Origin of the sequence: Ekhidna algicida (assembly GCF_051379705.1) — a bacterium.
GTDB lineage: Bacteria > Bacteroidota > Bacteroidia > Cytophagales > Cyclobacteriaceae > Ekhidna.
The window spans coordinates 1,780,030-1,799,885 of the sequence record NZ_CP179868.1 but is presented as its reverse complement, the minus strand read 5'-3'; the positions used below and the strand labels follow the sequence as shown (position 1 = coordinate 1,799,885).

Annotated in this window: 16 protein-coding genes and 1 tRNA gene; 10 read left to right on the top strand and 7 right to left on the bottom strand. The window is 39.7% G+C overall.

The genetic code is table 11. From position 1 onward, the window contains the following. Nucleotides 1-252: 252 nt before the first annotated feature. Nucleotides 253-2,265: a tetratricopeptide repeat protein gene (locus ACL8WY_RS07845; RefSeq protein WP_436517880.1), complete on the top strand. Its 2,013-nt coding sequence runs from the start codon at nt 253-255 to the stop codon at nt 2,263-2,265. 7 nt (nt 2,266-2,272) lie between these two features. Here the strand turns inward: ACL8WY_RS07845 and ACL8WY_RS07840 are convergent, their stop codons facing one another. Further along, nucleotides 2,273-2,833 carry a hypothetical protein gene (locus ACL8WY_RS07840; RefSeq protein WP_436517879.1) on the bottom strand — a complete coding sequence of 187 codons (561 nt, stop codon included), beginning with the start codon at nt 2,831-2,833 and terminating at the stop codon, nt 2,273-2,275. A gap of 24 nt (nt 2,834-2,857) precedes the next feature. Between ACL8WY_RS07840 and ACL8WY_RS07835 the strand changes: the two genes are divergently transcribed. Further along, nucleotides 2,858-3,256 (top strand): acyl-CoA thioesterase, encoded by a 399-nt coding sequence (locus ACL8WY_RS07835; protein WP_436517878.1) that lies wholly within the window; start codon nt 2,858-2,860, stop codon nt 3,254-3,256. Nucleotides 3,257-3,282: 26 nt separating this feature from the next. Continuing rightward, nucleotides 3,283-3,356 (top strand) — tRNA-Ala (locus ACL8WY_RS07830). A 385-nt stretch (nt 3,357-3,741) separates the two neighbouring features. Here ACL8WY_RS07830 and ACL8WY_RS07825 read toward each other — a convergent pair. From ACL8WY_RS07825 to ACL8WY_RS07815, 3 genes are read right to left on the bottom strand one after another with little or no spacing between them, the layout of a single operon-like run. After that, the gene (locus ACL8WY_RS07825; RefSeq protein WP_436517877.1) at nt 3,742-4,233 is read right to left on the bottom strand and encodes a C40 family peptidase; all 492 of its coding nucleotides are present in this window, start codon (nt 4,231-4,233) and stop codon (nt 3,742-3,744) included. Continuing rightward, nucleotides 4,230-4,670, bottom strand: a complete 441-nt coding sequence (locus tag ACL8WY_RS07820) for a Dps family protein (protein ID WP_436517876.1) — start codon at nt 4,668-4,670, stop codon at nt 4,230-4,232. Before ACL8WY_RS07820 ends, ACL8WY_RS07825 begins: the two co-directional genes overlap by 4 nt. A 50-nt stretch (nt 4,671-4,720) precedes the next feature. Continuing rightward, nucleotides 4,721-5,491, bottom strand: a complete 771-nt coding sequence (locus tag ACL8WY_RS07815) for a class I SAM-dependent methyltransferase (protein WP_436517875.1) — start codon at nt 5,489-5,491, stop codon at nt 4,721-4,723. A 75-nt stretch (nt 5,492-5,566) separates the two neighbouring features. On the opposite strand from ACL8WY_RS07815, the gene ACL8WY_RS07810 reads away from it, so the two are divergent. Beyond that, complete coding sequence (locus ACL8WY_RS07810; protein WP_436517874.1) at nt 5,567-6,700, top strand: GWxTD domain-containing protein; 1,134 nt, start codon at nt 5,567-5,569, stop codon at nt 6,698-6,700. Between the two features lie 3 nt (nt 6,701-6,703). After that, the gene (rlmB, locus tag ACL8WY_RS07805; protein WP_436517873.1) at nt 6,704-7,444 is read left to right on the top strand and encodes a 23S rRNA (guanosine(2251)-2'-O)-methyltransferase RlmB; all 741 of its coding nucleotides are present in this window, start codon (nt 6,704-6,706) and stop codon (nt 7,442-7,444) included. Here the strand turns inward: rlmB and ACL8WY_RS07800 are convergent. After that, nucleotides 7,441-8,517 (bottom strand): mannose-1-phosphate guanylyltransferase, encoded by a 1,077-nt coding sequence (locus tag ACL8WY_RS07800; RefSeq protein WP_436517872.1) that lies wholly within the window; start codon nt 8,515-8,517, stop codon nt 7,441-7,443. The genes rlmB and ACL8WY_RS07800 overlap by 4 nt on opposite strands. 145 nt (nt 8,518-8,662) lie before the next feature. On the opposite strand from ACL8WY_RS07800, the gene recQ reads away from it, so the two are divergent. The 4 genes from recQ to ACL8WY_RS07780 all read left to right on the top strand — a co-directional run bounded on the left by recQ (nt 8,663) and on the right by ACL8WY_RS07780 (nt 13,874). Beyond that, nucleotides 8,663-10,852, top strand: coding sequence for a DNA helicase RecQ (gene recQ / locus ACL8WY_RS07795; protein WP_436517871.1), 2,190 nt, complete (start codon nt 8,663-8,665; stop codon nt 10,850-10,852). Nucleotides 10,853-10,924: 72 nt separating this feature from the next. Continuing rightward, complete coding sequence (gene purD / locus ACL8WY_RS07790) at nt 10,925-12,208, top strand: phosphoribosylamine--glycine ligase (RefSeq protein ID WP_436517870.1); 1,284 nt, start codon at nt 10,925-10,927, stop codon at nt 12,206-12,208. Between the two features lie 162 nt (nt 12,209-12,370). Then, nucleotides 12,371-13,408, top strand: a complete 1,038-nt coding sequence (locus ACL8WY_RS07785) for a PSP1 domain-containing protein (protein ID WP_436517869.1) — start codon at nt 12,371-12,373, stop codon at nt 13,406-13,408. Between the two features lies 1 nt (nt 13,409). After that, complete coding sequence (locus ACL8WY_RS07780) at nt 13,410-13,874, top strand: gliding motility lipoprotein GldH (protein WP_436517868.1); 465 nt, start codon at nt 13,410-13,412, stop codon at nt 13,872-13,874. Here ACL8WY_RS07780 and ACL8WY_RS07775 read toward each other — a convergent pair. Continuing rightward, nucleotides 13,842-14,183 (bottom strand): hypothetical protein, encoded by a 342-nt coding sequence (locus tag ACL8WY_RS07775; RefSeq protein WP_436517867.1) that lies wholly within the window; start codon nt 14,181-14,183, stop codon nt 13,842-13,844. The two genes, ACL8WY_RS07780 and ACL8WY_RS07775, sit on opposite strands and share 33 nt — an antisense overlap. A 116-nt stretch (nt 14,184-14,299) precedes the next feature. Between ACL8WY_RS07775 and ACL8WY_RS07770 the strand changes: the two genes are divergently transcribed. Continuing rightward, nucleotides 14,300-15,850, top strand: coding sequence for a DUF7151 family protein (locus ACL8WY_RS07770; protein WP_436517866.1), 1,551 nt, complete (start codon nt 14,300-14,302; stop codon nt 15,848-15,850). Between the two features lie 10 nt (nt 15,851-15,860). On the opposite strand, the gene ACL8WY_RS07765 is transcribed toward ACL8WY_RS07770, so the two are convergent. Beyond that, on the bottom strand, nt 15,861-19,856 hold the full coding sequence (locus tag ACL8WY_RS07765) for an AAA domain-containing protein (protein ID WP_436517865.1): 3,996 nt from the start codon (nt 19,854-19,856) through the stop codon (nt 15,861-15,863).

The window sequence follows — 19,856 nt, the reverse complement described above, 5'->3', positions numbered from 1 at the left end:
TCTTCTATGTTATTTACACTTTATATTTTTGCCTTATAGAAGGAAAAAAAGCGGTTCAATTAAGAACCGCTCTATGCATCCGGAAGGATGCCCGCCTTAGTATCACTACCACGAGATACTCTAATTGTCAAATTAGATGCTTTAAATATGAGTTACTTGCGCAAGCGCTTAAAATATTTTGGGGTAGCAAAAGGTTAGCACAACCTTTTTCTTTAATTTGAAGAAAGCGATGAACCTGATACTCTTACAGTTATGAAAAAGGGAAAGGCCAGCCTCCGGGTGCCGTATTTTATTTTGACTTGTCTGCTTGCTCATATGGCTATTGCGCAAAGTCAGAACGAAAGTGCTTTTTTTGAAGCAGCTAATCTGGCGGATTCTCTATTTGATGAAAACCAAGACTCACTTGCGAAAATTTCCATCGACAGGATGGGAGAATTATTAAATAACCAAAATGAGGTAGAGATCATAGTTTACCAAAAAGCTCTAGGTGATTATTTTTTGGGTACATCCCAGTACGCTGAATCTGTTGATGCATATGAGCCTTTACTTCAGTTTGCTGAAAATGAGTATGACAGTGCTTTATCATTAAAACTGGCAAGAGCGATCAATGACTTGGGCATTGCCTTTATGAAAGTAGGTCAATTTAAAGATGCAATTCGTGCACATAAAGTCAGTCAGGTGATCTATGATACATACAATGAACCACAGGGTGGCTCTTATAACTACAACAATCTGGCGGTGATTTATAAGGAGCTCAAGAAAGTAGATTCAGCAGTTTATTTTCATAACAAAAGCATAGAGTACGCAATACTTGCTAATGACACAATTGGTATCGGATTCAATCAATTGAACATTGGAATGCTGAAAATTGACAATAAAGAACCAATTGCTGCTATGGACTTTTTTCAAAAGGCCCTAGGTGTATTTGAAGCCATTGGTAATGAAAGGCTAATAGTCGCCACCAAACGAAGAGTTGGTCGAACCTATTCCATGTTGAAAGATTATGAATCAGCAATTCAGATACAAAAAGAGGCACTTGATTATTACTCCAGAAAAGGATCCAAAAATGGTCTGGCCAGGATTCATTTAGATATAGGAGAACTTCAACTCAAGCTAAATCAGCATGATTCTGCCAAGTATCATCTTGATAAATCGATTGAATTATATACAGAACAGAACTATCTCAAAGGATTAGTGAATGGATATAATTTACTGGGACAGTATTACCGAGGAATTGAAAATTATTCTAAAGCACAAGAAAATTACAATCTATCGCTTGAGTTATCGGTTGGTAAGTTTCTTGGTATGGAAGCAAACAATCTGAAAGGGTTAGCGGGAATCAGCTTAAGGCAAAATGATTATCAGGGCGCAATAGCTCTGGCTAAGGAATCACTTAATAAAATTGATAACTCAGCTTCACTTACCAACTTGGCAGGAACATACGATATTTTATATAGCGCCTACAAAAAGCTCGGAAATGAAAGTGAAGCGCTCAAATACTTAGAGTTATTAAATGAACAAAAGGAGTTGACTTTTGGTGAAGATCAATCACTTGAAATCGCACGAATTGAATATAGAAACCGACTGGAGAGGGAGCGTGCAATTGAAGAAGAGCAACAGAGATTGAAAGATCTAGCTTATGAGCAGGAATTAGCCCAAGAGCGCTGGATAAAATTGAGTGCAGTAACGGTATCTGTCCTGATTGCACTTATCTCAATATCATTGTACAGAGGAAATCAAATAAAAAAATCTGCGAATGTTCAATTATCTGAAAAAAATGAAAAACTCAAGGAGCTGAGGAGCCGCGAGAGTAAAGCTGCTGAAGAAGTAATCCAATCTAAGGAACGAGAGCTTGCAACAATGGCGATGGCTTCACATGAAAAAAATAGCGTATTAAATGACCTGAATCAAAAGATATCGTTTCTGGAAAATAGGATGAGTGATGAGTTGAAACCTTCATTGAAGGAGATGCGAAAAACGATTAAGAATAGTTATTCACTTGACAACAGCTGGGACAGTTTCCTTCATAAGTTTGAGGACGTGCACCCTCAATTCTTCGATCGACTCAAGGATGAAAATCCGGTACTGACCAACGAAGATTTAAAACTAAGTGCCTATTTAAAGATCGGGATGTCTAACAAGGAAATTGCCAACGTTACCCACCTGACTTTAGGCTCGGTGAAAAGCAAAATCAACCGGCTGAAAAAGAAGTTAGAAATGGGTCCCGAAGACAGTCTTCGGGATTATATGTTGAAATATGCCTAGGAGGGTGTTACTTAGAAAATAGCACAAATCCGAACTCAAATTCTCCGATGAAAGTCACCTCTCCGGATTTCTGAAACTCGCCATTAGAATATCCTACACCAATACTTAAGCCTAAATGAATTCCACTGGCGTAATTTCGTTCAAACCCCCATACTGGTCCTATTGCGAAAACATTGGATACTTGATTTCTCGCTGCTTGTTCCAGTGGATCAGTCGTGCTTCCAAAAGGCTCAAATTGGTGTTGATAGTAGAGTGCGACATAATTTCCTGAGTTGTTTCTAAGGTTTGACTTTTTGATATTCTTACGCGAATAATAGTTTCTAATTGAGGAGGTCAAATATGGCGTAGCAAAGAAGTAGGAATTAGATCCATTCGATCCAGTCTCAGCATAAGCTGTTGCTGCAATTCCACCACTGAAAGTAAAGGATTTATTTTCATCGATTTTCCGCTCGTATGATAAAGTAAGTGGCAAAATATTCGCACTAAGTTGATTGTCAGAAAGGGTTACGTTTTGTCCAAAAGTGGCCAGAGTCGAAACCAGCATAGCAGTTATTAATATTTTTCTCATAGTTAATTTTTAAGTTGGTAAACAATGATTTGTTTCGTGTTGCAATTATTTGACCAAAAAATAATCGTTAGCAAAGATCACCTAGATTTCAATAATCATGTGAACAATCTGATATATATGCAATGGGCGCTCGATATTTCCAGAGCTCATTGGCTATCTGAAATCAGTAAAGAGATTGATTCACAATACTTCTGGATGGTGCGATCACACCATGTGGAGTATAAGAAGCAAGCCTTTTTTGGAGACGAATTGTTGGTGCAAACTTTTGTAAGCGGATATCGAGGACCTTTTTCGGAGCGAATTGTAAAAATCTCTAGAGATGAAGAACTTCTGGTAGAGGTAAAGTCTAATTGGTGTCTGATCGAGCGTAAGACGCAAAAGCTAAAACGAGTGCCTGAAGAAATTCAGGTGCTTTTTAAATGAACAATACGATTATATTTGCCGACTCTGGGGCTATAGCTCAGTTGGCTAGAGCGCTACACTGGCAGTGTAGAGGTCGCCGGTTCGAGACCGGCTAGCTCCACTTTTAACTTCTTTGATTTATTCCTTTCAGTCTTAATTTTAGTGATTCTAATGTAGAGGTCACCGTGTGGAACGCCACTCCGATCCCTTAGCAGCAGATGATCGGTCCAATATTCGCCGCTTCTCTTGTGAATTAGTTCGACAACTAATGAATGATTTGAGGTTTGACTAACAATTTCCACATTTCCCAATTTTTTGTCGCGCTCAATCCTGGAAGTTTTTATTTATTGTCCCACACTGGTGCTGTCGAGTACTATTTCCTCACCGGGGATTCTCTCTGGATTTTGAGCAAATGTGGAGACCGTTACAAAGAATATGAGTGGTGAGAGTAGATGTTTCATGAATTATATGACTGCTATTTGGTGCCAAAAATTCATGAATAACTTTCATTTAATTACTCTTCTAAAATTTCGTACGTTGCTCTTATAGTAATTTGAAAGAAGATTGGATTCCACCACACCTCGAGATGAAGAAGCATGGATAAAAAGTATTTTGTCATCACTCACGTATGTGATCATGCCGCTGTGAAACCATTTAGATCCTTTCTTCTTGAATTTGAAATAGACCAAATCACCGGCTCTAATACCTTCCCAGCCTCGTTTTTTTCCCGTTTTCGATTGCTCTTTGGCTGTTCGAGGCAGTTTGATTCCAATGGTTTTATACGCATTGTGAATTAATCCTGAGCAATCTATTCCAGCCTTGGTGCTGCCGCCCCATTTGTAGGGAGTTCCAATATATGACCTTCCGTTCGAGATAACGGAAGCAATATTTTGCTTTCGCTTTTTTTTCTTTCGTTGGGCAGGAGCCGAAATAAAAATACCTGCCAGCATCAAAGCCACTAGCAGGTATCTAATATGTTTTATGTGGTTCTTTTTCACTTATCTAACCACGAATTGAACATCCATAAGGTTTTCTCTTGCACATTCACAAGACCTATCATCATGTCCTCCGTTTCATTGTCCCCAGCTTCAACGGCCATTTCCTTCACTTTATTTTCCTGTCCAATGAGTGTGTTGAGATTATCCACGATCATTTCAACCAATATTTCATCCTTGGATACGTCTTTGACAGACTTGATGTTGGAATGCTCTAAATACGTTTCCAGTGCGTGATGCGGTCTTCCACCTATGGTTAAAATTCGCTCAGCTATTTCGTCAATATTGGTAAGTGCTTCTGTGTATAGCTCTTCAAATTTGTTATGTAATTCAAAAAAGCGGGGACCTTTGATATTCCAGTGAGCACCACGCGTATTTTGATAATACACATGAAAATCTGACAATAATTGATTTAGCTCTGATATTAATTGAGTCGACATAAAATTCTGTTTTGCTTATTAAATGATAATTAATTCGTCCGATAAATCGGTTATTTAGTTAGTAAACAGAATAAATCAAGGTTTTGTTCAGCTTGAGACATCAAGCTGAAGTTTTCGAAAGAGATGGATTTTACTAAATTATCATCCGTTTCTTTCAGTTTATTTCTATTCATACGGTTCAGAATATCGTACGGAATTCGAAGTATACTTGCGGGTAATTTGTGCTGCAGGTCAAGGATGTCAAACCGCATGATCTTTTGAACTGACGCTCTATTTCTTTCGTGATATTCCAGCACCTTTTCATCTCCCGCTATTCCTTTCATTTCTACCTTATCAAAATAGCTTTTGCAGAGGCTGGTCAATTCATCACCGGTATACTCTCGCTCATGCCATGGGTTGCGAGACAAAGTCATTTTAATATTGGGAGTTGTGATCAGGGCCTTACCTCCTGGCTTCAATACTCGATGTATTTCTTTAATAAATCCTTCATCATCCTTCACGTGTTCTATTACCTGAAAGGTCACAATTGTATCGAAAGAATCGTCCTCAAATGGGAAAGGAGGAAATACACCGCTCATAAATTTATAATCAGGATATTGCTTTTCCAGGTTCTCAATGACTGCTTTAATCTTGTCAATACCAATGTAGGAATCAGCCAATGGTGCCAAAAGCTCAACACCTCTACCTTCACCACACCCCAACTCTAGCAAGTCTCCTGTAATGAAGGGCTTGGCTTGATGGTATGCAGACAGGAGTCGCTGATGAATCACATTGTCTGAGGGAATTTTATCTGATGCGATTTCTGTAGTATATACGCTCATGGTATCAGGTTATCTCGTACGATTTTTGTTTAAAGAGCACAAAGAAAATCAATTATTAAGCTAATTTGGATTTCTATGAGAACACGTGATCTTTTATTGGGTGTAATTCTGTTTTTGATCGGTTTTTCTTCAAGCGCCATCAACTTCTCCAGAGTCAATGTGGCCTGGCAATATGATTTGGAATTTGATGTGAAAATGGCACATCGAGTGGTTCGAACGGATGATGGGATCATGATTTTTCTAAGTATTGCTTCTGATTCAATTACCAATTGGGATTACGAATTTCTAGTTCAGGATGGATATGAGTCTGAAACACATCGTGAAGTCACTCCCACTATTGATAGTCTGGTGAGCGTGGGCAACGAAGTAATGTTGAAAATAAAGCTTTCATCTTTAGATGAAGGCTTGCTTGTTGTGAAGTTTTCAAAACCGGAGAACTTCTACTATTACGATATTCCAATCAAAATAGGATCACTGTCTTTTCCAACGGTCTATCCTGTTGACGTAAATGGACTGCCAATTTTGGAAAAATATATTAACAGTTCAGGGTTTACATGGTTGGGGAATGATACATTGCTGGCCACCCAATATCCAGAAGATTTTCCACCAGCTGATCCACCAATGGCAGACATGAAACCTCTGGCACCTCAAGTGCGGATGGATACTTCGTTTTTATTCACTGGCGAAATAGACTTTATTGAAAGCAAATTTTACAACGTTCTTAAAGATTCGATGGCAGCACAGGGAGTTACTATGCTTAGGGTGCCACCATACTTTCCGGAGTATCGCCAACTTGGTGAACTGATGGAAGCGATGCTTTATTTGACAAGTGAGCAGGAAAGAAAATCTATAGTAAATTCCAGAAGCCCTAAGCAGTCTTTTGATTCTTTCTGGATGAATACTTATTCAACAAAATCTCGGGCAAGAAACGCCATTCGCAGGTATTATAATTTGGTGGAAAAGTCCAATATTTTATTTACAGATTTTAAACCAGGATGGAAGACGGATAGAGGTATGATGTACATTATCTTTGGGTCGCCCGATGAAGTTTACAGAAGTGGAAATTCAGAAGAATGGTATTACGATAATGGATCCGCTTTTGAGTTCACGGTAATCTCTACTTTTTTTGCACCCAAAACATATGCACTGCGACGCAATAAAGAATTTGAGGAGCAGTGGTTTACCCAAATAGCGACTATTCGTCGTTGATAGATGAATAAGAAATCTGATATTATTTACGGAATCCGTACCGTTATTGAGGCAGTTAAATCAGGCCAACACCTAGAGCGAGTTTTTGTGCAAAAAAGCCTTAAAGGCGACCTGTATAGGGAGCTCATGCAAGAGCTTCATCAGACCTCTACTCCTATATCAAAAGTTCCTTCAGAGCGGATCAATAAGTTCACAACAAAAAATCATCAAGGGGTGGTAGCTCTAATATCACCTGTTCAATACCATACTCTTGAACACCTGGTGCCACAGCTATATGAAGAAGGCAAGAACCCTTTGATTTTGATGCTTGATGAAATTACAGATATAAGAAATTTTGGAGCAATAGCCCGCACTGCAGAATGTTTGGGTGTTCACTGCATCGTTATCCCTTCAAGAGGAGGAGCTCAGATAAATGAAGATGCGGTAAAGACCTCTGCAGGAGCATTTAATTATTTGCCAGTTTGTAGAGAACAGAGCCTGATGGATGCAGCCAGATTCTTGCAAGAATCTGGCATCACTATTATTGCGTGCTCAGAAAAGGCCAAAAAGACACTTGATCAAATAGATTTTACAACACCCACTGCGGTTATAATGGGCTCCGAGGAACGTGGCATTTCAAATGAGTTGATGGAACTTTCAAATGAGATAGCAAAAATCCCAATGTCCGGCTCAATAGAATCGCTCAATGTAGGAGTTGCAGCAGGCATGGCACTTTATGAAGTGCAAAGGCAGCGACTCGCTTAGACAAACTTTTCTCCTTTTTCAGCTTTTACATCCGTGATAAAATCTCTGAAAAGAGATGAGTCTTCTTTTTTACAGACAAGCAGAACGTCATCAAAATCTGCAATTAAGAATCCTTCACAGCCTTGAATGACCGTAATCTTTTCTTTTTTCCCTTTGATGTAGTTGTCTTTGGAATCGTATGTCATTACGGAACCTTCAACGACATTGTCGTCAGCATCTTTTTCTTTTATTTCATGCAAGGCATTCCATGAACCTAAATCTGACCAGCCAAATTCTCCGGGTACTACATATACATTTTCAGCCTTTTCCATAATCGCATAGTCAATGGAAATATTTTTACACTGACCATATACCTTTTTGATAAAGGCTTGCTCCGAATCTGTATAATACTCGTTTAGGCCAGCGGCAAACAAGCTCGCAATTTCTTCTTCATGTTTTTCAAAAGCCTTAATGATCGAGTCAATGGACCATATGAAAATTCCGGAATTCCATAAAAAATCACCACTCTCAATAAATTTTGCTGCTAAATCTGCCTTTGGCTTTTCGGTAAAAGTTTTCACTTTCTTCACAGGCACTCCAGGGGCACTTATGTACTGAATGTACCCATATCCAGTCTCAGGTCTATTCGGTCTAATGCCAATCGTAATAAGCTTGTCTTCTGAAGAAGCACTCTCCACCGACGTGCTAATAACCTCTTGAAATTCCTTTTCCTTAAAAATCGCATGATCAGAAGGGCTAACCACCAAAACTGCATTGGGATCCCTTTTCATTATCTTATAAGAAGCATACGCAATGCATGGAGCAGTATTTCTCTTTTCTGTCTCTAAAAGCACCTGATGGCTTTCCAGCTCGGGTAATTGGTCATGGATCAATTGTTCATACTTCTCATTCGAAACAACCCAGATTTTATCTGGTGTTGTGATTTCGCAGAAGCGATCAAAAGTCATCTGGAGCAAAGACCTCCCTGTTCCCAATACATCTAAAAACTGTTTAGGTTTTGCGTCACGACTGTAGGGCCAAAAGCGTGTGCCGCTACCACCGGCCATAATCACAACATAAATATTTGTAGTCATAAGATTTTGTGAGAAATTCGCGTTAGAAACAACTGTCGCAAATATAGCTCATTCCCCTAGCGTTAAGAGAACGCATCCGTCTGAAAAGACAATTTGCTTGCGATCATCGTTTTGATTAACTTTTTACTTTACATCAATCTGGGAGATGGAGACAACTGCTGAAGTGAGTCTTAAGGAAAGCCTCAAAAGGGTTTTTGGTTATGACAAATTCCGAGGTAAGCAAGAGGATATTATCGCAAATATTCTGGATGGCAATAATACGTTTGTAATTATGCCAACTGGAGCTGGTAAGTCATTGTGTTACCAGTTACCTGCAATCGTACAAGATGGGACAGCCATTGTTATTTCTCCTCTGATCGCTCTGATGAAAAATCAAGTAGATCAGATGAACGCAGTAGGTGTTCATGCTCGTTTTTTGAATTCAACCCTTACAAAATCTGAAAGTAATAGAGTAAAAAAGGATACGATCTCAGGCCTTGTGAAACTCTTATATGTGGCTCCAGAGTCGTTGACCAAAGAGGAGAATGTTGAATTTCTTAAACAAGCCACAATATCATTTGTGGCAATCGATGAAGCTCACTGTATATCAGAGTGGGGTCATGACTTCAGACCTGAGTATAGAAGAATTAAAGACATTATTGCAAAACTGGGAGATATCCCAATGATTGCATTGACAGCTACTGCTACGCCAAAGGTGCAGCTGGACATCCAGAAAAACCTGTCAATGGATGAGGCGATGCTTTTCAAGTCATCTTTCAATAGAACGAACCTATATTATGAAGTTAGGCCCAAACAAAACGCGAAAAAGCAACTCATAAAATTTATTAAAAGCCATAAAGGCGCAAGTGGGATTATTTATTGCTTAAGCCGCAAAAAAGTTGCAGAGATTGCTGAGTTTTTGAGAGTAAATGATATTAATGCTGCTCCCTATCATGCGGGTATGGAATCCAAAGAACGGATGAAAAACCAGGACGGATTCTTAAACGAGGATATCGATGTGATTGTAGCCACAATCGCTTTTGGAATGGGGATTGATAAACCAGATGTGCGTTTTGTAGTGCACTATGATGCGCCAAAATCAATAGAAGGATACTATCAGGAGACAGGTAGAGCGGGAAGAGATGGGATCAGCAGCGACTGTCTCATGTTTTATTCCTACAATGATATCCTGAAGTTGGAGAAATTCAACAAGGATAAAGCTGTTACAGAACGTGAAAATGCCCGTTTTCTTCTTGAAGAAATGGCCTCTTACGCAGATTCTGCCATTTGCCGAAGAAAACAGCTTCTTCACTATTTCGGTGAAGAATTCACTGAAGAAAACTGCGGCCAATGTGATAACTGCGTTCATCCCAAAGAGAAGTTTGAAGGCAAAGAAATTATCAAACTTGTAATTGAAGCCGTGATTCAAACCAATGAGCGATTTGATATGAACCACTTAGCATCATTGCTTATTGGTAAGCCAACCCAACATGTCAAGAGCTATGATCATGATAAGCTCGACGCTTTTGGAAAGGGGGAATCCATAAGTGATGATGAAAATTTCTGGAGATCTGTAATTCGGCAAACACTACTGCATGAATTTTTGAAGAAGGATATAGAAAATCCGGCTGTGTTCAAGGTCTCCACCAAGGGTAAGAAATTCCTGGAATCTCCTTTCTCTCACATGCTCACCAAGGATCATGAGTTTACCGCCGATGGTGACAATGAAGATGATATGGATAAAGCTCCTGTAAATGTGAGCGCCTACGATAAGACGCTTTTCGCAATGTTGAAGAAGCTCCGAAAAGACATTGCCCATCAAGAAGACATTCCTCCTTATGTTATCTTCAGCGATCCGTCTATGGAGGAGATGTGTACGGTGTATCCAACCACAATGGATGACCTTAAGCAGATAGTGGGAGTAGGAGAAAGCAAGGCCAAGAAATTTGGTGAGCCATTTCTTCAAATGATTGAAGATTATATTGAAGAACATGACATTATTACGGCGTCTGATGTTCTGATAAAAACTTCTGGCACCAAGTCTAAAAACAAGATCTACATCATTCAGCACATTGATCAAAAGATGGACTTTGAAGAAATCGCAGAAGCTCGGGGAATGAAGTATGAGGAGGTTATTGCTGAGGTTGAAAATATCTGTTACTCTGGCACCAAGCTAAACATAGACTACTACATCGATCAGCTTCTTGATGATGATCGACAAGATGATATTTACGACTATTTCCTAAACGCTGAAACTGACGAGCTTAAAGTAGCAATGGAAGAATTGGGGGAATACTATTCTGAAGATGAAGTGCGACTGATGAGGGTGAAGTTTATGTCTGAATATGCTCATTGATTAACGTCTGTTATCGCTTTGAAAAACCAACGAATACCAAGAACTTAGCCACCAGTTAAATAAACCACATCCATGAATATCTTAATACTCGGTTCCGGTGGAAGGGAACATGCTCTCGCCTGGAAGGTCAAACAAAGCCCAAAGTGCAGCAAAATTTTTATTGCGCCCGGAAACGGAGGAACTCATAGCGTGGGCACCAATCTGGATATCGATCCCAAGAATTTCGAAAAGGTAGAGAGCGCCTTGAAAGAATACGATATTGAAATGTTAATTATAGGCCCGGAAGATCCATTAGTTGACGGAATTGTGGATCATCTCAGGAAGATTAAGGCGTTCAAAAAACTGATGATCATTGGTCCTACAGCGAAAGGAGCTAAGCTTGAAGGGAGTAAAGAGTATGCCAAGGAATTCATGAAAAAATATGGCATTCCTACGGCAGATGCAAGGACAGTGACACAAGACAATCTGGAAGAAACCATCAAGTACATGGAGCGTCTGGACCCACCGTATGTTTTAAAAGCGGATGGATTAGCCGGTGGTAAAGGAGTAATCATTACAGAAGAGTTGGAAGAGGCCCGAAAGTCACTTCGGAATTTAATTGAGGATAAGAAATTTGGAGCCGCCAGCGAGAAGGTATTACTTGAACAGTTCCTAAAAGGAATAGAAGTTTCATTCTTTGTTGTGACAGATGGGAAAGATTATCGAATCTTGCCTGAAGCAAAAGACTACAAAAGAATAGGAGATCGAGATACAGGTTTGAATACCGGAGGAATGGGTGCTGTTTCGCCTGTCGTATTTGCGGATAGAGCTTTTAAGGAACGAGTAAATAATACCATCATCAAGCCAACTATCGATGGACTTAAAAAGGAAAAAATCGACTACTGTGGTTTCATCTTCTTTGGTCTGATCAATGTAGGCGGTGACCCATATGTCATTGAATATAATGTTAGAATGGGAGACCCGGAGACCGAAGTGGTAATGCCCAGAATAAAATCAGATTTTCTTGAGTTGCTAATTGCAGCGGCCAACAAAAATCTGATTGATACAGAAATCGAATATGAGAGATTTACAGCTTCGACAGTGATGTACGTTAGCAGAGGGTATCCTGAATTTTACGAAAAAGGTCATGAAATCACCATTGGTAATATCAATACGGTGCTCCCATTTCATGCGGGAACCAAAATGCAAGATGGAAAGCTAATAACTGACGGAGGTCGTGTCATTGCATTAACGGGTTTGGGCAAAAACTTGGGCGAAGCTCTTAGTAAATCATATGCTGGTGGTCAGGAGATAAATTGGGAAGGAAAGCGATACCGGGAAGATATCGGTTTTGATCTGAAAGAGTTAGGTCAGTAGGAATCATCAAACCAAGTTCAAAATTCCTGAAGATATCAATTAGATTACAGAACTATGGGATGCGCAAGTTGCGGTACAGGGGGTTCAGCCGGGTGTCAAAATAACGGCCATTGTAGCACAGGAGGTTGCAATAAACTCAACGTGTTTGACTGGCTGTCAAATATGGATGTACCTGCTATGCATAGGTTCGATATAGTTGAAGTTCGATTCAAAAACGGCAGAAAAGAATTCTTCAGAAATGCTAAGAAGCTGGATGCAGTAACCGGCGACCCGGTAGTGGTGGACGTGCCAAATGGACACCACATCGGATATATATCACTTCAAGGTGAATTAGTCAGATTGCAAATGTCCAAGAAGGGCATCCCGGATGATGATGGAGTAAGGGAAATTTATCGCAAAGCCACTTCAAGAGATTTGGAGCGATGGGACGAGGTGCGGAATAAAGAAGAATCCGTAATGTATCGTACCAAAGAGATTATTCAGCAAACCAAACTCGAGATGAAACTTACAGATGTGGAGTTTCAGGCTGACGGAACAAAAGCGACCTTCTTTTACTCGGCTGATGGACGAGTTGATTTTAGAGAGCTAATAAAAATGCTGGCTGGAGAATTCAGGATTCGTGTGGAGATGCGACAAATAAGCGTTCGGCAGGAAGCTGGTCGTATTGGTGGACTGGGAGTTTGCGGCCGAGAATTGTGCTGCTCTACCTGGCTTACTGACTTCAAGAATGTTTCGACATCAGCAGCCAGATATCAGAACTTATCACTGAATCCAAGCAAGCTATCCGGGCAATGTGGAAGGCTAAAGTGTTGTCTCAATTATGAGCTAGATACCTACATGGAAGCGCTTCAGGATATTCCCGAAGTGGAAGAATCTCTAAAAACTCAGCGAGGTAGTGCCAGACTTCAGAAAACAGATATCTTCAGAAAGATCATGTGGTTTGGGTATGACGATGACAATAACTGGCATGCGGTGGATGTCCAGCGGGTCAAAGAGATTCAGGCAATGAACAAAAAGGGCAAGAAGCCATCTTCGCTTTCCGAAAACGAGATTGAGATCGATGAGTTAGAAGCCACATCTATTAATAGTGACCTGGAAGCGATGGACAAAAAGTTCAGCGGAAAGGGCAAGAAGAATAAAAAGAAACGAAATAAATACAGAGGGAAAAAGCCCCAACACAAAAAGTCTGAAAATTCTTAATATGAAGAACTGCTTAATTCTTGCGGCATTTGTGATGCTAACCTCGTGTGATTCCAGCAGAGTCTATGAGGATTATAATGACTTAGAAGAAGCCTTTTGGCACCTGGATTCTATCCAGACTTTTGACTTTAAAATCCAGGACACAACAAAATCTTATAACCTGCTTGGCACATTCAGGAATGCTTCATCATATCCCTTCTACAACCTATATTTTCAGTATACGCTTCATGACTCCACAGGTGGCATCCTGCTACAGGAGCTAAAACAGGTTGATCTTTTTGATCCGAAAACAGGCGAGCCAAACGGAAGTGGGCTTGGTGATCTTTTTGATCACTCATTTGCTCTTGTAGAAAATCACAAATTTGAAAGCGAAGGACAATACTCACTTTCATTTGAGCAGTATATGCGAAGGGATACATTGCCGTTTATTCTATCAGTCGGAGCGAGAGTCGAATTCGCTCAATGATTTAGAGCCACTCTTCATTTTCTTGTTGGATGTCTCGATAATCCGTTGAATTTCACCTTGATACTTAAAGTAGAAAATCAAAGGAAGAACAGGAGTAAGAATCAGCCCGAATACAAGCCAACCAATCTTACTATCCCTATTTAAGCTTCTGTTGAAGAGAGCAATTGGCATCAGTATACTTAGTGTTCCAAGGTATATGACACTGAAAGTAATCAAAGCAAAAAGCTCTGAAACTGGCAAGAGTAGGCAGTAGCACCACAAAAGTGCAAAGCCAAGCAAACTGGCAAAGGCCAAGTGATGCTTTTTCATGTTTAATTATAAGAACTTCTTATTTCAAGCATGCGTTAGTTTTCACATAACTTAAATAAGTTATATTTTTTCATCTAATATTAATACATTGCGATTAATATTAACTACCGTTTGCTATGAATTTCAAATACTCACTTCTTATTCTTTTTCTTGTTTCATTAAGTTTTTCCTGTTCAGATGATGGTACAGATGGTTTAGATGGTCAATCCACTCTGGTTAATGTATCGGATGAACCAGCTGGAGATAATTGTGCAACAGGTGGATTGAGGATTGAAACGGGAATAGATGTGAATTTGAGTGGAACGCTTGAGGCCGATGAAGTGCAAAGTGTATCCTACGTCTGTGACGGTGAATCGCTGGCTGATGAAGGCCAGACTTACCTGGTTATTACTGGAGATATTACAAACGAAGAAGCTCAGGCAAAAGTAGATACTGAAGTGGGCGAAAATACCCAGCTGATAATCATCAAAAACACAACTCAGTTGACAAGTTTAGAGATTCCTCAGGTAGAAAGCTTGGTTGAACTGGTAGTGGAGGGAAACAAAGCTTTAGGGACTTTGGATCTCCCTAATCTCATGATAGTAAATGATAAAGTATCAATCACCGGAGATGCCGATGATTCCGACTCAACAAAAGTTAAAATGAACGCACTTCAAAACATAAATGTAAGCCTGGAATTGACGGGAAACACTGCTTCAGAGCTTGAGCTAAATAGTTTAGAAAAAATTGGAATGCTGCAAGTTTTAGAAACGATCGATTTGAGTTTAAATCTTCCTGAGCTTGTTGAAATAGAGATGATGGAATTACGCGATAACTCCAATGATTTGGAAGTTTCTGCTCCAAAATTAAATACGATTGGTTCGGCAGTTATTGTCTCGAATACCTTATTGAGTATCAATTTGATGTTTGGTATGAATGGTCAAGCTGAAGTAGGTTCTCTGGAGATAATGAATAATCCTCTAATAGAAGAAGTTGGCCTTGATTGGCTTGGGATTATTGGAGATTTTCATGTTTCCAACAATGAATCCTTAGAGGACTTAAATCTTCCTAATGTTGTCTCAGCTGGAGATGTTGAAATCCACAACAATTTCTTTGTTTCTTCAATAGCTATGGAAAACTTGGAAACGGTAAACTCTGTTTTTATTTACCAGTCTCAGCTCCTTGAGTCGATTAATATCAGTCAACTCGAATCCATACAGGAGTTTACATTGCAAACCAATAATAGCCTTTTAGGTTTGGTTGCAAATGATTTAACAACCGCTTCCGTAATCAGTATTTCCAACAATGCTATTTTGGACCATATTAACATACCTAACCTAATTAATGTGGATTTTTTTGGAGTATCAGGGAACAATTCACTTACAAGTGTAGACTTAGGTAGTCTTGAGGACGCCGGAACTGATTTCGGTATTTTTCAAAATTCAACTCTGACTGATTTGAACATAGATGCCATATCTACTATAAGTGACAATAGCCTGTCCTTTAATGGCAATGGTTTTAGTAGCGCAACTGTGAATTATATTCTAGCAAGAATGGTAAGTCTAAATCCACCATTATCTAATGGAACAATAAATTTGCAACAATCCTCACCAGCTCCTCCTACAGGTCAAGGAGTGACGGATAAAGGGACTTTAGAGAATGCTGGAAACACGGTGAATACCGATTAAATCAAATGGGCTAGTTGGAATATAAAAACCTTCTCATTTTCTCTTTTGCAGCATCCACATCAATCCAAAACTCCCGACTATGGAATCGAATATGTGGCCAGTTTTTCATAATTAGATGAAAGTGTTGGTAAGCATAAATCTGCTTGGGTGACAAAGCCTGATGATATCTTTCATCATCTGTCAGGATAAGGCCTGTATATGTTTTTCCTTTTTTGACAGATAGATCGGCAAATGGAAGCTCTTTGGCAAGAGCAAATTCTTCAAACTCATGAAAAGACTTTTCTTGAATCCTATTCCTTAAAAACCAATCTACATGGTGTTCCTCATATTCAGGAATATGAGGCGTCCACTTCCTATTGCTGACCTCCCACGCATACTCAAGATATTTTTTCAGGAGTTTTGGGCCTTCGTTTTTGGTATCATCTGTTTTCAGCTGTTGTGGCAGGATACTACTGACAATAAGAACTTTTTCTCTCGCACGAGTGACCGCCACATTCAGTCTATTTTCTCCACCCTGAGCATTTAGACTGCCAAACTGCAGCTTTACTTTCCCTTTTTTGTCAGGCGCATAGCCAATGCTAAAAATGATGATGTCACGTTCGTCGCCCTGCACGTTTTCTATATTTTTTACAAATAGGGAATCCGGAATTAGTATTTTTTTGATGGATGCTTCCTCCTCCAAAAGATCAAGGATCAGGCCTTGTTGTCGATAGTTAAAAGTGACAATTCCAATATCCTTTTCTGGAGTTTTATTCAATAGTTCTAGTGCGGAATTAACCACTTCACGGGCTTCTATCTCATTTACACCATCGTCCCAAACACCCTCTGTTTGGATAAAATTGATAGCCGGTTCGTCATTGTTTACATAGCTATAGTCAGGAAGTAAACGGAGTTTGCTTTTATAAAAATGTTCATTAGAGAAGTCTATTAGTTCCAGAGATTTGCTTCGGTAATGTCCGGCCAGGCTAACTTCAGGTAAGTAGTGTTTAGTCAAATCCAAAAGAGAATCTATGGCCAATTCTGGACTGTCATCTTCCTCATCATCCCACCGAACCCGATACAAGTCGCTAGGTTGAAGTTGCATGCTGTCTCCAGCTACAACGATCTGCCTTCCTCGATACATTGCTGGAATTCCTCGCTCGGCAAAGCATTGTGAAGCTTCATCGAAAATGACCAAGTCAAAATTTTCACGCATCGGAAAAATCGCAGAAGCACTTTCCGGGGAACACATCCAGCATGGAAGAAGCGTAAACAGCTCGTCAGCAAATTCTGATATTACCTTTCTAATTGGCCAAATTCGACGCTTTTTGGTCACCTGATGCTGAAGATCTCTGTAGGTGACACGATTTTTCAATCGATTGTATTCTATGTCTTCATAGGTTTTTTCACGTGATTTTAGAAGCAAAATTTCCTTGCTCGCCTCACGCTTGGCCTCTATCTGTTCTCGAAGTTCTGTAGTAAGTGAATCGAGCTTTCCGGAAGCCACATTTCTAAGGTCTGGAAATTTGGATTCAATGTGATCAATCCAGGCCAGTGAAAGGCTATTCTTGAATAGCTCTAGTCGCTCTTCAATTGATCCTGCACTATTGCTATTTACCTCATCCAGCACTTTTGATTCCTCCGAGGTAAGGCTGGATTTTAGCCTGTGGTATTCACAGATTGCATCAAAATCCTTCTTCAAAATCTTCTCTAATTTTTGTGGATCTTCCTTCCTGAGGATTATAGCCCTTATCTGATGAATATTTATATATCTGCTCCACAAAGCGAGTTGTTGTGGGACTTTCTGAACCAACGAGATAAGTTCATCAAGGCGCTCGTGGTAGCTCTTATGTTCTAGCTTACCAACATTCAGATATTCTGTAAGTGCTCGAATGGTTTGAGCTACTGCAAACATGTTTAGCCCCATCTTTTGCCAATAGAACCAATCCTGAAGGTCTATTTTGCGAAAGCTCGAAGGGAAATTATGTAGCCATGAGTTATCCTGAATTAGCGATAAGGAATGCTCAAAGTTGAGTCGATTGTCGATTCGCTCCACGAGAACGTTAAAGCCTCTTTTGTTGCTTTTCAGATCATTAGCCACCATCACACGCTTCAGAAATATTTTTTCTTTCGAAAAAAGTACCCACTTGAGCCAGCTAAATGGGTTTTTTCTAGCTCGCATAGCCGATCTTAAAACCTCCTGAAAACGTCCCAGATTTTCAGCTTTGAGGGTGTTTTCTAAACCAACACCCCGAAAGCAAGCCATCATGGTGCGCTCGGTTTGAGAGAGCCAGTTTAAGTCTTTGGTTGGTTTAACTGCATGTAGCTGCTGATACACCTTAAATACAACTCCTTCTTTCAACCCTTCCAAAAGCTCAATCAACTCTGGTAGCTTATTAGATAAATATTCTGCTGTCTCAAAGTCAACCGGGCGAGAGCCAAAGTCTTTAGAGGTCGTAATTAGCATGTCATTGAATGCCGGTACTCCGTGGATTACATTTTTAATCTGAACAAGGTCGCTGGTTTGGAAAGAAGCGAAAGAGGGTCCTTTGGCCCAGAAGTGTGTCCTTTTTTCAAACTTATCAAAATATTCAAGGTAGGTTTTAAACTTGCGCTGAGTGTCAGGTAAGTCGTGATAATGAAAAGATCGATATTCCAGATTCATGCTAAAGCTTGGCATATCCGGGCTGCTCGTTAGGTAAAGTTCCTTGGCAGATTTGCCACACTCTTCCTCATCGAAGAGCGCTTCTCTAAACTCCTCAAGCTCTTCCACAATTTGATCTATTCTGCGACTAGCTTGGAGAAAACCTCTCTCCAGTTGAATAGCATCCAGGCTGTTGTTCTTCTTTTGATAGACCTCAACTGATTCTATTTGTAGATCAATTTGCTCGTAGATTGGTTTTCTGTCATTTTTAAAGTCATGAACAAGTGCCACAAAGTCATGCATTTCTTTTTCCCTGAGCCGTTGATAAACAACATCCAGGGCGGCTTTCTTCTGACAAACAAGCAAAACGTTTTTTCCACGAGCAATGAAATCACATATCAGATTGCTGATCAATTGGGATTTCCCTGTTCCAGGAGGCCCTTGCACCACCAGTGAATTTCCTTTTTTAATTTCCTTTAACGCATGCTCTTGATAGGCATCTAAAGGAAATGGAGTGAATGTATTTTCTTCATTTACCCGGTCAAAAAGTGCTAGTTGATTTTCATTTTCTTGTCTAACCTTTTTTACGAAAAATTCCTCCAAATCAGTTTCTTTCTGATCTTCCAAAAGCTTCACATAATCAGGAACTAAATAGGAACCTGATTGGGGGAAAATACCTAAGACTGCCTGAGGAAACATTTTCAAGGCACCTATTTTCTCAACGGATTCCAGCTGAGTCCTTTTAAGGTCAGGGAAGTTTTTTAATTCATCCGCGAAGTTTTCCTGATTGAAGTTGACTTCAACTCCACTCTTTTTTAGAAGTTCATAAAGCTGGGTTCGGAAAACAGTGGCATCACGGTCATAATCATCAATCACTGTTTCGATCAGCTCCTCATCAAGTGTTGTTTGATTGTAATATGCATATGCGAGCAGGAAGGTCTTATTGAGCGTGATATTCACATCATCTCTTCGGGATAAAAACCATTCATTGCCTTCTTTCTCAATAGATACAGGGAAGAAGAGTAAGGGACATCTGACTAGAGTTTCATCTGCAAATTTTCCTTTGATAAATGGCCAACCTATGTATAAATCCTTCGCTCCTCTTTCTTCGAAAATGAACTTCTCAACACGCTTAATTTTCTTTAAGCGTTTACTAAGCTCATTTGCTGATTTGTTTCGGCTATCAATTTCGCTACACAGTGTGATTCTCTTCTTTTGCTCAATTAATTTTTTAATGATTTCAAAACTTGCTTCATTCTCAGAATAGTCAAAATCATGAACATCTATGAATTGATCTTTCAGCAATCGAAGAAGCAACAGTGATCTATTGTTGCCGGAAAGATTGCTTAATCGCCTTAAATATGACTTGAGAATTTTCTGCAT